The sequence below is a fragment of the Acinetobacter sp. TWP2-2-3 genome (genome assembly GCF_049896445.1).
GTDB lineage: Bacteria > Pseudomonadota > Gammaproteobacteria > Pseudomonadales > Moraxellaceae > Acinetobacter.
On the sequence record NZ_JAFCUI010000006.1, the window covers coordinates 112694 to 125735 of the forward strand.

Below are 13042 nucleotides of genomic sequence, written 5' to 3' on the forward strand. Positions count from 1 at the left end.
TAAAGAATAAAAATCCCTTGATCAAAATCATTGAAAAAGGGATATAAAACAGATGCTTTTTTAAAATTAGACCGATTCAAACAGGATAAAGTCACTTTGCATTTGGTAGCGTTTGCCTGTTTGATCTTCACGAATTTCCAAAACATGCTTTTTCAGATCGACATAGAGCAGATTTCGGGTATCGACATTCAGCAGTTCAATCTTTTGTTGTGATTCATCCTGAAACCGAATCTGCCCGCTCATCGTTTCAATTTCATTATGACCACTTAAACTTTCACGCTGTAAAGTAAAGGTCTGATCTTCATTCAAGGTCAAAGCCACTGCCATGCCTGGACAGTCTTCACAACTTGAAAAGCATCCCATACATGGCGTCGTGCCCTGATAATTCCCGACCCAGGCAGGAATCTGAGCTTTGGCTTCCATCACCGTTTTTGCAGCCGGCTGATTCGGCTCCTGACATCCGAATAAGGCACTGCTTGCGACCAGAGGAATCACCAGCACTTTTTTCATTACTTCACACCACAGCCATGGACTGCGCGACAAAATAACATATTTAGCTGATGGGCTAAACTCCCAAATCAGGGATATTTAGCGCCAGCCTTTGCGACCGGTCAGTACCGCATCCGCACAGCGCAAGGTTTCCTGCGTCAGGCCCCAAAGACGGTAATCTCCGGTCAATGAACCTGTAGGAAAGTTATGTGTATAGGCAAAACTTAAACCGCGCTCAGGATCGCACCAAGCACCAGAGCCATTAAAACCCATATGACCAAAACCTTTAGAGGCTTTTCCTAAAGTGAGAACACGGTGATAACCCAAGCGCCAGTGCATCGGTAAAGGCATGACCCGATCTCGTGTTTTGTATTGCACCTGACTAAGTTGTGGGAACACTTCCGGCGAAATGAATTGTTGTCCTTGCCATTCACCACGATTCGCTAACATGGCATAGATTTTTGCCAGACTCTCTGCAGTAAAGACACCGTTAGCAGATGGGATAATGGCTTTTAGCCCCTGTTCACTAAAAAAACTAAATTTCTTCATGCCTTTGGGAATCATGGCATCCTGAAAATCCTGAGGATCCTGCCCGCTAAAGACCAAGGCTCGCTCCATCAGGTTCGGCTTTCTTGGTGTGGTTTTTTTCGAAGTCTGTGTTTGAGACTTGGTTATCTTAGGCTTTAAAATAGGTAAGGCCACCCGAGCCAACTCATTCGTCGGCACGCTGAAATAGGCGCCATTTAATTGTAATGGCTGAACCAGATATTCCTTCATCAGTACACCCAGTTTTTTACCTGTTGCTTTTTCCAGTACACCACCCACCTGCCAACCAAAGGTCAGCGGTTGATAAGCGGCATCTGTAGCAACCTGAAAACGTGGTTCTGCTGTCGCAATCCGGTCCAGCATATGCGACCAGTCGGCCATTTCAGTGGCATCATCAATCATATTACGGATATCAAACAGGCCACTTTGATGACTGAGCATATGTGCCAGAGTAATATTTTCTTTACCATTTTGTGCAAATTCAGACCAGTATTCTGCAACCGGTCGATCATAATCCAGATAACCTTGACTGACCAGAATATGCGCCAAAGTCGCCAGCACACCTTTACCTGTGGAATAACACAGCGACATGGTATCCGGTTGCCAGTTTTCAGTGACAGACTTTTTACCGGTATAAATATCGACGACCTTTTGTCCCTCAAAATATACCACTAGTGCGGCACCACCCTGTTCGGTACGTGCATCCTGCAAACGGCTAAACTGACGGGCAAGGTCACTGAAACGCTCATCGACATTGCCCTGATAATTATGCTGATCAGCAAACAGATAATCTTTAATTGGCTGCATCATTCTATCCATAGAATATTGATCCCTTAAAATGAAAAAGCCTAAATCGGGTTTAGGCTTTTGATTCAGATTTAAATTGCTTTGATATGGCCGGTGACGTGTGGTTTTTGATTTTTACTGCTTCGTATCAGAAAATCTGTATCATTGGCTGCCTGTGCCGTCAGGAACTCAACTTTAGATGGCAAGTACATCGGCAACTTGAACCAGACATCAGCTTCATAAGCATCTGGCAATGACAGATTCGCCAGTGCTTTGGCCTTGCTCCACATACCATGTGCAATCGCCTGTTTAAAACCAAAAGCTTTCGCTGTGACTGCATGAATATGGATCAAGTTAAAGTCGCCTGAGGTCATGGCATAACGACGACCAGTATTCTCCGAGATGTTCCATTCATTATTGAGTATATATTCTGGCGCTTGGCTTTCTGCAGGTTTTGCAGCAGCTTTAGCATTGGTCTTTTGACGTGACAGATAAGTCGTCAATGCTTCAACTACGACCTCGCCTCCCACTTTGACTGTAGTAATGAAATCAAACTGCACGCCTTTATCGTGCGGCTGCAATTCGCCAAATTTGCATGCTAGGGTCAAGGTTTCATTGACGCCGATTTTACGGTATTGCTTCACTTGGTTACGGATATGTACCAGACCCAAGATCGGAAACGGAAATGCTTCTGAAGTCATCATGTGCATTTGTAGACTTTGTGAAAGCACCGTCAGATAGATTGCTGGAATATAACCATTATTTTTAAAACCGCAGACTTCATTATAGGCTTTCAGATGTTTTTGATCGACCTTGAATGAATCCACCACATATTCAACTTGCGGTAGAACTTTTTCAGCTTTCGGCTTTTTAAAAATCAAGCCTTGAATCACTTTTGGATAGGCTAAATAAGGTTTTGGAAATTGACTAAAATGGCGCGTATTCATACTGAACCTTTGGAAATTTTATTATTTCAATTTGTCTAAATGCACCTTCTCTTGCGCCATATATGGCTCTGGGAGAAGGCTGGGATGAGGGTCAATTCATCCCATTTTTCATTTAATTTTTACCTCTCCCTAACCTTCTCCTTAAAGGAGAGGGATATCTCCCTCTTTCATAAAGGGAGATTTAGGGGGATTCTATTAAGCCCCTAAAAGACTTTGACCACATACACGTACCACGTTGCCATTTAAACCTGTTGATGCAGTAGCAGCAAACATTGCAATCGTTTCTGCAACATCGACAGGTAGACCGCCTTGACTCATCGAATTCATACGGCGGCCCGCTTCACGGATCGCAAATGGAATCGCAGCCGTCATTTGTGTTTCGATAAAGCCCGGTGCAACGGCATTAATGGTTATACCATTTTTTAATGTCGGTGCTGTGAATTTTACTAAACCAATCACACCGGCTTTAGAGGCTGCATAGTTGGTTTGACCCAGGTTACCTGCAATCCCTGAAATTGAGGATACACAGATAATACGGCCATTGGCATTTAGACCATCGTGGGAAATTAAATAATCATTCACGCGTTCTATTGCAGACAAGTTGATATTAATCACCAGATCCCACAGCTCAGGCTTCATATTGGCCAAGGTCTTGTCACGGGTAATTCCGGCATTATGTACAATAATATCCAGACCACCATGCTCAACTGCCGCTGCCTTGATCTTTTCACCTGCATCTGCAGCTGTAATGTCAATAGCCAAGGTAGAACCGCCGATCTCACTAGCTACACGATCAAGGTCAGCCTGCTGTTGTAGAACATCCAGACAGATGACATGTGCACCATCACGGGCCAATACATGGGCAATCGCTTCACCAATACCACGGCTTGCGCCTGTCACAACCGCAGTTTTACCCGCTAATGGCTTGGTCCAGTCTACGTCTACTTTTTCAGCTGGTGAAACACGGATCACCTGACCAGAAACATAGGCAGAACGAGGAGAAACCGCAAAACGTAATGCAGACTCAAGATTCGCTTCAGCACCTGCATCAACATAGATCAGGTTTGCTGCGATACCTTTCTTGAATTCTTTAGCCACTGATTTCACAAAACCTTCCAGTACACGTTGAGCAATCGCCTGGCTTACTGATTTTGCGGTTTCAGGTGTAGTACCGACAATCACTACACGACCAGAACTCTGGATCTGACGCGCAATCGGGTTAAAGAAATCATAAAGTGATTTTAACTGTTCTGAATTTTCGATCCCTGAAGCATCAAAAATAACGACCTTGAATTTTGATTCTTTATCGCCCGGGTTAAATGCACCCAGATTCAGCCCGGATGCTGCAGCCGCCTGTTGCAACTCAGCATTATTACCTGCATAGCTGTTGGCATAAATATTTGCCAGAACCTGAGCAATAGCACCCGTCAATGGACTTGCTGGTGCTGCACCCAATAATACTGCGCCTTTTACCACTGGCGTAGCAGACTCAAAACGGTCTAAAGAAGTTGGGGATGGCAGACCCAAATTTTTAATGACAAATTTACCAATAGGAGATTTTGCAAAAGTTTGGTACTGATCAGTCATGTTTATTATCTCTCATACAAATTAATTTTTGGTTGATCTAAAGTTATCCTTAAACTTCAATATGATGCCAGACACATATATTTCAATAGATCCGCCAGATTCCGCCCAATCATACTTGAGATAATAGGCAGATGACTTGACCTGAGCGCAGTCTGTAATGTCATTGTAGTCAATACAGCCTATCCTCTTCTATGCTAATGTAAGCGCCAAGAAGACGATCTATTTGCCTGGTAAAGCCTTATGAGCAAAACAACTCAAGAAAATCCAGCAGTCGAGAACTCTGCGACAGAAACTGTGTCAAAACCATCAACGCGTACCAAGCGTAGCACTAAAAATACTGACACAGCCACTGGGACAGAAAAAAGTCCGACTAAAACCACGCGTACACGCAGCACACCTGCCCGTGCCAAAAATATGACTTCATCTGAAAAAGATTCAACCTCTACAACACAGACTTCTGTTCTACAGGAACCAAACATGAGCCAAAATACAGTTCGCCGCGTTGCGATTATCGGTGGTAACCGCATTCCATTTTCACGTTCTAATGGTGCTTACTTTACGGCATCCAATACTGACATGTTTACAGCAACCCTGAACGGCCTGGTTGAACGCTTTAATCTGCAAGGTCAACGCTTAGGTGAAGTGGTTGCGGGTGCAGTACTGAAACACAGCCGTGACTTCAATATGACTCGTGAATGCGTATTAAACACTGCGCTTGCACCTGAAACGCCTGCTTATGACATCCAGCAGGCATGTGGTACCGGTTTGCAAGCAGCATTTCTTGTTGCCAACAAGATTGCTTTAGGTCAAATCGAAGTAGGCATTGCAGGTGGTGTAGATACGACTTCTGATGCACCGATTGCTTTTGGTGATGGTTTACGTAAAGCACTGCTTGAGCTAAACATTGCAAAAACTGCAAAAGACCGTCTAAAAGCATTGACCAAGATCAATGTGAAAGACCTGATGGATGCACCAAAAAATGGCGAGCCACGTACAGGTCTGTCTATGGGTGATCATCAGGCGATTACCACACTGGAATGGGGAATTTCCCGTGAAGCACAGGACGAACTGGCAGCATCTTCACACCAGAAAATGGCTGCAGCGTATGAAGAAGGTTTCTTTGATGACCTGATCACACCATTCCTGGGTCTTAAGCGTGACAATAACCTGCGTGCAGACTCAAGTGTTGAAAAACTGGCGAAATTAAAACCGGCCTTTGGTAAGGGCGATGCGCGCACCATGACAGCAGGTAACTCTACACCGCTGACAGATGGTGCTTCTTGTGTGCTATTGGCTTCTGAGGAATGGGCCAAGGCAAATGGCCATGAAGTGTTGGCTTACCTGACTTTCCAGGAAACTGCTGCAGTTGACTTTGTAGAGAAAAAAGAAGGCCTGTTGATGGCGCCTGCTTATGCCGTGCCGCGTATGCTGGAGCGTGCAGGTCTGAAACTGCAAGACTTTGACTATTACGAAATTCATGAAGCTTTTGCATCTCAAGTATTGTCTACGCTGAAAGCTTGGGAAGATCCGAAATTCTGTAAAGAGCGTTTAGGTCTGGACGCTCCACTGGGTTCAATTGACCGTGCAAAATTGAACGTAAAAGGCTCTTCACTTGCTGCCGGTCACCCGTTTGCAGCAACTGGCGGTCGTATCATTGCGACAGCAGCAAAACTGATTAACCAGAAAGGTTCAGGTCGCGTACTGGTATCGATCTGTGCAGCCGGTGGTCAAGGTGTAACGGCGATTATTGAAAAATAATCCGTTGACCGATCTAATTAAAAAGCCCCTCAAATGAGGGGCTTTTTTATGACTTATTGATTTGGCAGTGGGTTATTTTTGAAGTATTCATCCACTTTATTCCACGGTGCAGTCGATGCCACGCCTTTCACCATATTCTGGTTCACACCCTGACAAAGTGCATTGTCCGGCGTCAAATGAAAAGCATTTACATTTGGATCCATATAAGGAATTGAGCCTGGACGGCGCTGGAAATAGAAGTTTAACCAATCGACGATAGCTTCAAAGCCATAATTCGACATGGCCCAGGCACTATTATGCCCGCCCCAATGATGACCAAATTCATGTGCAATAATTCGATAACCAGATAATCTGTAATGGCCATAGAATAACCAAGTATCTACTCCTAATACTGCTCCACCACCTAAACCACCACCCATATTGGTAATGCCAAGATTAATTTCATTGCGGTTAAGAATTTCCCGATAGATCCGGACATAATCTTCTGGCTGAAAGAAACCATTCGGCCCTTCTACCTGACCATCATTGCCAAAAAAATCGTGTCCCATGACCGCTTTATGGTTAAACCATAAGGTTTCAAATTCTGGAGTACTGAGCATATAGGCCAGATTGGTCATCATCATGACCCATTCCCGGGCATAGACCGGCGTAATACGACACCATTTATTCGGTTCATCATAGGTACCAAAATAAATTTTCCATTTGGCTTTAATCTGGTTCAGCTTTTTGACGTGCTCATCGGTCTCAGAGTTAATTTTCAGATCAAAAATATTGCTTGGATTTTGCGTGGTCTGACTCAGACCTGCTAGCTGGATCGAGCCTGTGCCATCGAGCAACGGGAAACGGGATTGATCGGTCAGTTTGAGATCAAAGCTGGCATTCGAAAATGGCGTCAACTGATCCAGCTTTGCCAAAATCACCCAGTCTTCTGAGTTTTTAATCTTGGCACGAATCTGCAAATCACGTACAGGCACAGCACTGTAGCTTTGCAAATGCAGGCGATTGCCATTTAGGGTTGCCGATAAAATATGGTCCATATAGACATGACGCTGGCTGCTATTGGTCAAGGTTTCCCATGATTCACCATCCTGCAAGACACGGCTTCTCTCGCGTGCTTTAGATTCGGTTAAAATCATAGCTTGGTTTAGCTGGGTGGATTTATTCTGTTGCAGGGTCAGCATTGGCAGAATATAAATTTTCTGATTGGCCATGTGTAATAGATTCTGACCATAAATATAAAGATCGCTGGCTTTAGCTATTCGGCTGCTCTGGTTTTGCCCTTTTAAAATACAGTCTCGGAAGGTATCCACACTTTTATTGGGTAAGATAGACTCCAAGTTAAAAGATTTTTCCCGGTAGCTTTCTACAGTGCCATCATTCCGTGACACATAAACCAAGCCATCATTATGGCGATGCATGACTGCCGACAAATTGGTTTCTGTTAAAATGGGCGCAATATTATTTTCATTTTCCTGAATCTGATTGATATCGTGGACATAGGTCATACCATCCGGCAGGCTGGTATACAGATAATCACCTATGACTTCCATGCGTGCATTACAGTTGCGCGCACAGCCCGGCAAGCTGAGCCGTGCAAATTTCCGCGCTTTTAAATGGTTTTGCGCCGTTACATCACTTTGACGCCACACATTAATGCGGCCTTCAATATCAGGCACATACACATAACGGTCGTCAGCAGTCACCGCATTGCTATGTACCAGCGCGTAATTAAGCGCATCGCCCCACCATACACCTGTGCCGAGTGCCATAATGAAGTTCGGTTGCTCGCTATTAATATCTAAAACATCAATTCGGTTCGAGCCATAATTGGCCACATACAAACGCCCTGCTTGAATTTCCAGATCATTCAGGCTATCCCATTTTTTGGCCAGACCCGAAATTTTCGTAGGATCAATCGCACTGAGTGCACGTTTTTGTTTTAAGTCATAACGTAAAATATTCGATTCGGCCTGACTATTGGCAATATAAAGCACATCGCCATTCACCACCATGGCGGTGGGATTCCAGGTTTTCAGACCAAAATTCCCTGCTGTTAATTCTGAACCTACATCCAGAACCTTAAATTCCGCAATTTTGCTCAGTTGCTCTCCCGTACTGGGTGATGTCATTGAATCTGGCCCTGTTGGCTGTGAGGTACTGCTATCGCTTCCTCCACCCCCACAACCAGACATCAGCAACACGATGGACACTGACAAGGTCACTCGTCTAAATAGCATTGAATTCCCCAATAAATTTTAAAATTAAAATAAAAAATCAATGTCTTATATCTTAATTTTCAGTTGGGTTCGAGCATAAAAAATGAGGACTTGATCAAGTCCTCATCGCTGAATATTTCACCTTTCGCATTCTGAAAAGGGAGTCTAAACTGTGTGGTATTTTTTATGGCATATTTTATGATGAGATTTTCCGATAATCCGGCTGGAGCCCTAGTCTGGCTTCTAGATGATCATAAATCCACTGAAAGATAAAGGTATATACGAGAATACAAAGGGTTAGAGCTAAGTCTAGCAGAAAGGCCTGAGCCAGACTCATGTGTAAGGCATAAGCCACCATCGGAATGGTCGCCAGCATCAAACCGCCTTCAAAGCCAATTGCATGAGCAATCCGCACTTTAACGCTTCTTTTTAAACGATGTTTAGCTTCAAACTTTTCAAAATAGTGATTAAACAGCATATTCCAAAATACTGAAGTCACAGCCATAGCAATCCCGAGCGCACCTGTTACCTCAAGGGGCATATGCATCAGTGTACTTAAAAGGACAGCAATCACGACCAGTAAAATGCCTTCATATAAGGCAGCATGAATTAGTCTTCTTTTGGAAATTAACATATTAAATCAGCTCAATTCATTACATGATGCAAGAATTTTATTTCTTTAAATCTGATTATTCGAGTTAGAATCTATCAATAAAAATGAAAGATTAAAGATATGAATGTTAATCAAGAACAGCTACTGATGTTTAAAACTGTGATGGAAACCGGTTCTTTCTCTGCGGCTGCCCGTCAACTAGGTAAAGTACCTTCCGCAGTCAGCATGGCCATTGCCAATCTGGAAATTGACCTGAATCTAGAACTGTTTCAGCGTATAGGTCGTGAACCAAAACCGACCGCACAGGCGCAGGTATTGTATGAAAAAACCCAGCAACTTCTGGTCGAAATGAATCAGTGGAAACAGCATGCTCAAGCCCTAAGTTCAGGCCTGGAATCTGAACTGAATATTGTGGTGGTTTCAGAATTACTGCATACGCGTTGGACCGATTATATCGTGTTACTGGAACAGGAATTTCCTGCACTGCAAGTCAATGTATTTAGTGCACCTCAGGAAGATGCACATCGTATGCTGTTCGAAGGTTCAGCGCAGCTGGCCCTGATGTTTGAACGCGAACAACTGGAAACACGGGAACAGTTTGTGGAATTGAAACGTGAGGTACTGGTCGCTGTAATCGCCAAACAGCATCCCCTAAGTCAATTCGATCAAGTCAGTTATGAACAGATTTTGCAAAACAGGCAGATTGTGGTGGCCAGTCGGGATCGCACCATCAAGCCGGAACTACTCTTTTCACGAAATTACTGGCGCACCGACAACCATCACTCGGCTTGCAGCATGATTCAGCAAGGACTGGGCTGGGGGGTTCTGCCACTCGAAATGCTGAATGAGCAGCCACATTTGCAAGATCAGTTACAGGTTCTCAACCTGCTCGATTTCACCCCAAAGTTTGAATATTTTGTTGATCTGGTCTGGAGCAGAGAAACCCGATTAGGCACAGCTGCTCATTTTTTGATTAATCACTTGCGCAAACAACGTAAAACCGGGCATTAATCACAGAAATTCAACGACAGTCTACTTGGTAAACCGGCCATTTATGATATATAAGAAAGCATAAGCAATAACCATAGAACTAGATCGTAATGACATTAACTGCATTAAACCAATTAAAAAACTTGACGACCATTGTGGCAGACAGCAGTGATTTGAGTGCCATTGAAAAATTTCGTCCGCTTGATGCAACCACCAATCCATCGCTGATTACTGCAGCAGCGAAACAACCTGAAAATCAGGCCTTGATTGAAGCTGCTTTTCAGCAAGCCCAGCAAGAAGGCTATACAGATGACGCCCTGATTGAACGTACCATTGATATTTTGACGGTCAAATTCGGTGTAGAAATCTTAAAACTGATTGAAGGTCGTGTTTCAACGGAAGTCGATGCTTCGCTGTCCTTTAATACTGAAGCTACCATTGCCAAAGCCAAAGAGTTACTGGCACTTTATGCGCAATATGGAATTGACTCAGACCGCATTCTGATCAAGATCGCGTCTACCTGGGAAGGCATTCAGGCAGCGAAAGCACTGGAAGAACAAGGCATTCATACCAATCTGACTTTATTGTTTGGTCAGCATCAGGCCCATGCCTGTGCTGATGCCAAAGTAACATTAATCTCGCCTTTTGTCGGCCGTATTCTGGACTGGTACAAAAAAGCTGAAGGCGTTGAGTCTTACCCGATTGAAAAAGATCCGGGTGTACTTTCGGTTAAGCGTATTTATGAATTTTATAAAGCGCATGGTATTCAGACTGAAATCATGGGTGCCAGCTTCCGCAGTATTGATCAGGTTCTAGGCTTGAGCGGCTGTGACCTGCTCACGGTAGCACCAAACCTGCTGGCCGAACTGGAAAATGATCAGCGTGAAGTGCAGGCCCAACTCTCAGCCAAAGATATTAAAGTTCAAGGTGAACTCAGCCCAATCAGCCCTGCCGATTTTGAAGCACAACTGAAACAGAATCCGATGGCCAGTGAATTATTGCAAGGCGGCATTGACGGTTTCATTAAAGCCCGTGAGCAACTGGCTGCTTTATTACGTGAAACTTTCCTGAGTACCACTGAGATTTAAAGAAAATTTAGCAAATTTCTCCAAGCCGATGTTGCTATAATGCCGCATCGGCTTTTTTGTTCATGCGAGTTTTTCGTGTTTGGTATCACAGATCTAACGACCTTTATCATTGGAACCACGTTGATTGTGCTACTGCCCGGGCCGAATTCCCTGTATGTCATGTCGATTGCTTCGCGCTTTGGGATTAAGACGGGATATATGGGTGCCTTGGGGGTTTATACGGGCGATCTGATCCTGATTATATGTACAGCATTGGGAGCAGCTTCTTTACTGCATGCCTTTCCGGTACTGTTTATTGCACTGAAAGTTATTGGAGCGATCTATCTCAGTTACTTGGGTATCAAGCTAATCATTGCGGCCTACCAGACTTTCTTTCCGGAAAAGTCATCACAACGCGTCCAGATTAAAAAGACGACTCCAGATACGGTAGAATCTGTTCAGCCCTTTCGTACAGCGCTCACAATCAGTATTTTAAATCCCAAAGCGATTCTGTTTTATCTGTCTTTTTTTGTGCAGTTTGTCGATCCTGCCTATCCTTATCCAGCCCTGACATTCACGCTTCTGGCTGTAATCTTGCAATTGATCAGTATGACCTATCTGTCGATCCTGATTTTTTCTGGTGTAAAACTGGCGTCCTATTTCAACCAAAATTATAAAGTGACTGCCAGCTGTGTCGCAGCGGTCGGGATCCTGTTTTGCGGTTTTGGCCTTAAACTGGCGACTTCAACTTTCTAGCAATGATCGGCTTCAAACCAGTAGACCTTTGGATAAAATTGTTAAAAACATTGTGTTGATACGTGAAAAGCGTATGATTTAAACGCATTTAAAAATAGTGTCATGGATGATGCCAAAACTTTTACAAGATTTCTCCTTTCCTGCCGTCATGGCCGGTTTTATTACCTGCATGATTGGTATTAGTGTTTCCGCCGTACTGGTCATTGAAGCTGCGCAAAGCCTAGGTGCTAATCAGGCACAAATTAGCTCCTGGTTATGGGCACTGGGTATAGGTATTGGAGTTTCTGGATTTTTGCTTTCCTGGAAATATCGTTATCCGATTTCAACCGCCTGGTCGACTGCCGGTCTGGCACTGGTCATTGCTTCTGCCGGTCACTATAGTCTGGGTGAAGCAATTGGCGCTTTTCTGATTTCTGGCATCCTGATTGCCTGTCTGGGATTTTTTGGAATTTTCGAGCGAATTTTCCAGTTTATTCCACAAAGTTTGACCAGTGCCATGCTGGCAGGTGTTTTATTAAAATTTGGCATCTCGGTCTTTGGCAGTCTGCAACAGTCCTGGGAATTCGTGCTTTGTGTACTGGCGATTTATCTGGTTTCCAAAAAACTGAGTACGCGCTATAGCATCGTGATTACCGTGTTAATGGCTATTGCCCTCTGTCCGTTCTTTATTAATTTTACTATTCCGCAGCTGAACTGGAGTATTGCCCAGCCGGTATGGATTACACCTGAATTTAGCCTGCAAGCTGTTTTAGGACTGGCCTTACCTTTAATGGTGATTAATCTGGCATCGCAATACCTGCCTGGCTTGGCCGTCATCAAAAGTTATGGTTATCCGCCGAAAGTAAATTCTATTCTAGGCTGGACGGGTATTACACAGACTATGCTGGCGCCCTTTGGCTGTTTCAGTGTCAATCTTGCCGCAATCAGTGCGGCAGTCAGTCTGGATGCCCAAGCGCATCCTGATCCGGCCAAACGTTATATTGCAGGGATGAGCTGCGGCCTGTTTTATATTCTGATGGGTTTTTTTGCTGCGACCTTGACCAGTGTACTGATGGCTTTTCCAGGGATTCTGATTACAGTCTTGGCAGGCATTGCCCTGTTTGGCACCATTGGCCACAATATTGCGCTGGCTTTTCAGGACAGTCACGACCGTGAAGCGGCACTGATGACATTCCTGTTTAGTGCCTCTAATATTCAGTTTTTCGGTATTGGTTCAGCTTTCTGGGGACTGCTACTTGGTTTGACGGTTTATTTGCTGTTTAAGCTTAAACCGCAAGTGGCGTAAGC

General features: G+C 44.2%; 11 protein-coding genes. 5 read left to right on the plus strand and 6 right to left on the minus strand.

Annotation, left to right across the window (positions count from 1 at the left end):
• Positions 1-66: 66 nt before the first annotated feature.
• The 4 genes from ACP7AK_RS10255 to ACP7AK_RS10270 all read right to left on the minus strand — a co-directional run bounded on the left by ACP7AK_RS10255 (position 67) and on the right by ACP7AK_RS10270 (position 4355).
• Positions 67-510 carry a copper resistance protein NlpE N-terminal domain-containing protein gene (locus ACP7AK_RS10255; protein ID WP_121979770.1) on the minus strand — a complete coding sequence of 148 codons (444 nt, stop codon included), beginning with the start codon at positions 508-510 and terminating at the stop codon, positions 67-69.
• 78 nt (positions 511-588) lie between these two features.
• The gene (locus ACP7AK_RS10260) at positions 589-1854 is read right to left on the minus strand and encodes a serine hydrolase domain-containing protein (protein ID WP_425879834.1); all 1266 of its coding nucleotides are present in this window, start codon (positions 1852-1854) and stop codon (positions 589-591) included.
• A 59-nt stretch (positions 1855-1913) separates the two neighbouring features.
• A complete protein-coding gene (locus tag ACP7AK_RS10265) occupies positions 1914-2768 on the minus strand; it encodes a MaoC family dehydratase (protein ID WP_425879835.1) in 855 nt (284 codons plus the stop codon).
• Between the two features lie 195 nt (positions 2769-2963).
• Positions 2964-4355, minus strand: coding sequence for a 3-oxoacyl-ACP reductase (locus ACP7AK_RS10270; protein ID WP_425879836.1), 1392 nt, complete (start codon positions 4353-4355; stop codon positions 2964-2966).
• Positions 4356-4595: 240 nt separating this feature from the next.
• Between ACP7AK_RS10270 and ACP7AK_RS10275 the strand changes: the two genes are divergently transcribed.
• A complete protein-coding gene (locus ACP7AK_RS10275; protein ID WP_425879837.1) occupies positions 4596-6113 on the plus strand; it encodes an acetyl-CoA C-acetyltransferase in 1518 nt (505 codons plus the stop codon).
• 53 nt (positions 6114-6166) lie between these two features.
• On the opposite strand, the gene ACP7AK_RS10280 is transcribed toward ACP7AK_RS10275, so the two are convergent.
• Positions 6167-8350 (minus strand): beta-propeller fold lactonase family protein, encoded by a 2184-nt coding sequence (locus ACP7AK_RS10280; RefSeq protein ID WP_425879838.1) that lies wholly within the window; start codon positions 8348-8350, stop codon positions 6167-6169.
• Between the two features lie 175 nt (positions 8351-8525).
• Entirely contained in the window at positions 8526-8963 is a 438-nt protein-coding gene (gene aceI / locus ACP7AK_RS10285; protein WP_191112486.1) for a chlorhexidine efflux PACE transporter AceI, read from the minus strand.
• Between the two features lie 99 nt (positions 8964-9062).
• Between aceI and ACP7AK_RS10290 the strand changes: the two genes are divergently transcribed.
• The 4 genes from ACP7AK_RS10290 (at position 9063) to ACP7AK_RS10305 (ending at position 13040) form a co-directional block, all read left to right on the plus strand.
• Positions 9063-9953, plus strand: coding sequence for a LysR family transcriptional regulator (locus ACP7AK_RS10290; protein ID WP_004278827.1), 891 nt, complete (start codon positions 9063-9065; stop codon positions 9951-9953).
• 89 nt (positions 9954-10042) lie between these two features.
• Positions 10043-11020, plus strand: coding sequence for a transaldolase (gene tal, locus ACP7AK_RS10295; protein ID WP_425879839.1), 978 nt, complete (start codon positions 10043-10045; stop codon positions 11018-11020).
• Positions 11021-11095: 75 nt separating this feature from the next.
• The gene (leuE, locus tag ACP7AK_RS10300) at positions 11096-11755 is read left to right on the plus strand and encodes a leucine efflux protein LeuE (RefSeq protein WP_004278829.1); all 660 of its coding nucleotides are present in this window, start codon (positions 11096-11098) and stop codon (positions 11753-11755) included.
• Between the two features lie 109 nt (positions 11756-11864).
• A complete protein-coding gene (locus tag ACP7AK_RS10305; RefSeq protein ID WP_278357702.1) occupies positions 11865-13040 on the plus strand; it encodes a benzoate/H(+) symporter BenE family transporter in 1176 nt (391 codons plus the stop codon).
• Positions 13041-13042: the final 2 nt, after the last annotated feature.

Bases quoted from the DNA above. Each gene is read 5' to 3' on its own strand.
- ACP7AK_RS10260 (WP_425879834.1), bottom strand. From the start codon at position 1,854: ATGGATAGAATGATGCAGCCAATTAAAGATTATCTGTTTGCTGATCAG.
- ACP7AK_RS10265 (WP_425879835.1), bottom strand. From the start codon at position 2,768: ATGAATACGCGCCATTTTAGTCAATTTCCAAAACCTTATTTAGCCTAT.
- ACP7AK_RS10290 (WP_004278827.1), top strand. From the start codon at position 9,063: ATGAATGTTAATCAAGAACAGCTACTGATGTTTAAAACTGTGATGGAA.
- tal (WP_425879839.1), top strand. From the start codon at position 10,043: ATGACATTAACTGCATTAAACCAATTAAAAAACTTGACGACCATTGTG.
- ACP7AK_RS10255 (WP_121979770.1), bottom strand. From the start codon at position 510: ATGAAAAAAGTGCTGGTGATTCCTCTGGTCGCAAGCAGTGCCTTATTC.
- ACP7AK_RS10280 (WP_425879838.1), bottom strand. From the start codon at position 8,350: ATGCTATTTAGACGAGTGACCTTGTCAGTGTCCATCGTGTTGCTGATG.
- ACP7AK_RS10275 (WP_425879837.1), top strand. From the start codon at position 4,596: ATGAGCAAAACAACTCAAGAAAATCCAGCAGTCGAGAACTCTGCGACA.
- ACP7AK_RS10270 (WP_425879836.1), bottom strand. From the start codon at position 4,355: ATGACTGATCAGTACCAAACTTTTGCAAAATCTCCTATTGGTAAATTT.
- ACP7AK_RS10305 (WP_278357702.1), top strand. From the start codon at position 11,865: ATGCCAAAACTTTTACAAGATTTCTCCTTTCCTGCCGTCATGGCCGGT.
- aceI (WP_191112486.1), bottom strand. From the start codon at position 8,963: ATGTTAATTTCCAAAAGAAGACTAATTCATGCTGCCTTATATGAAGGC.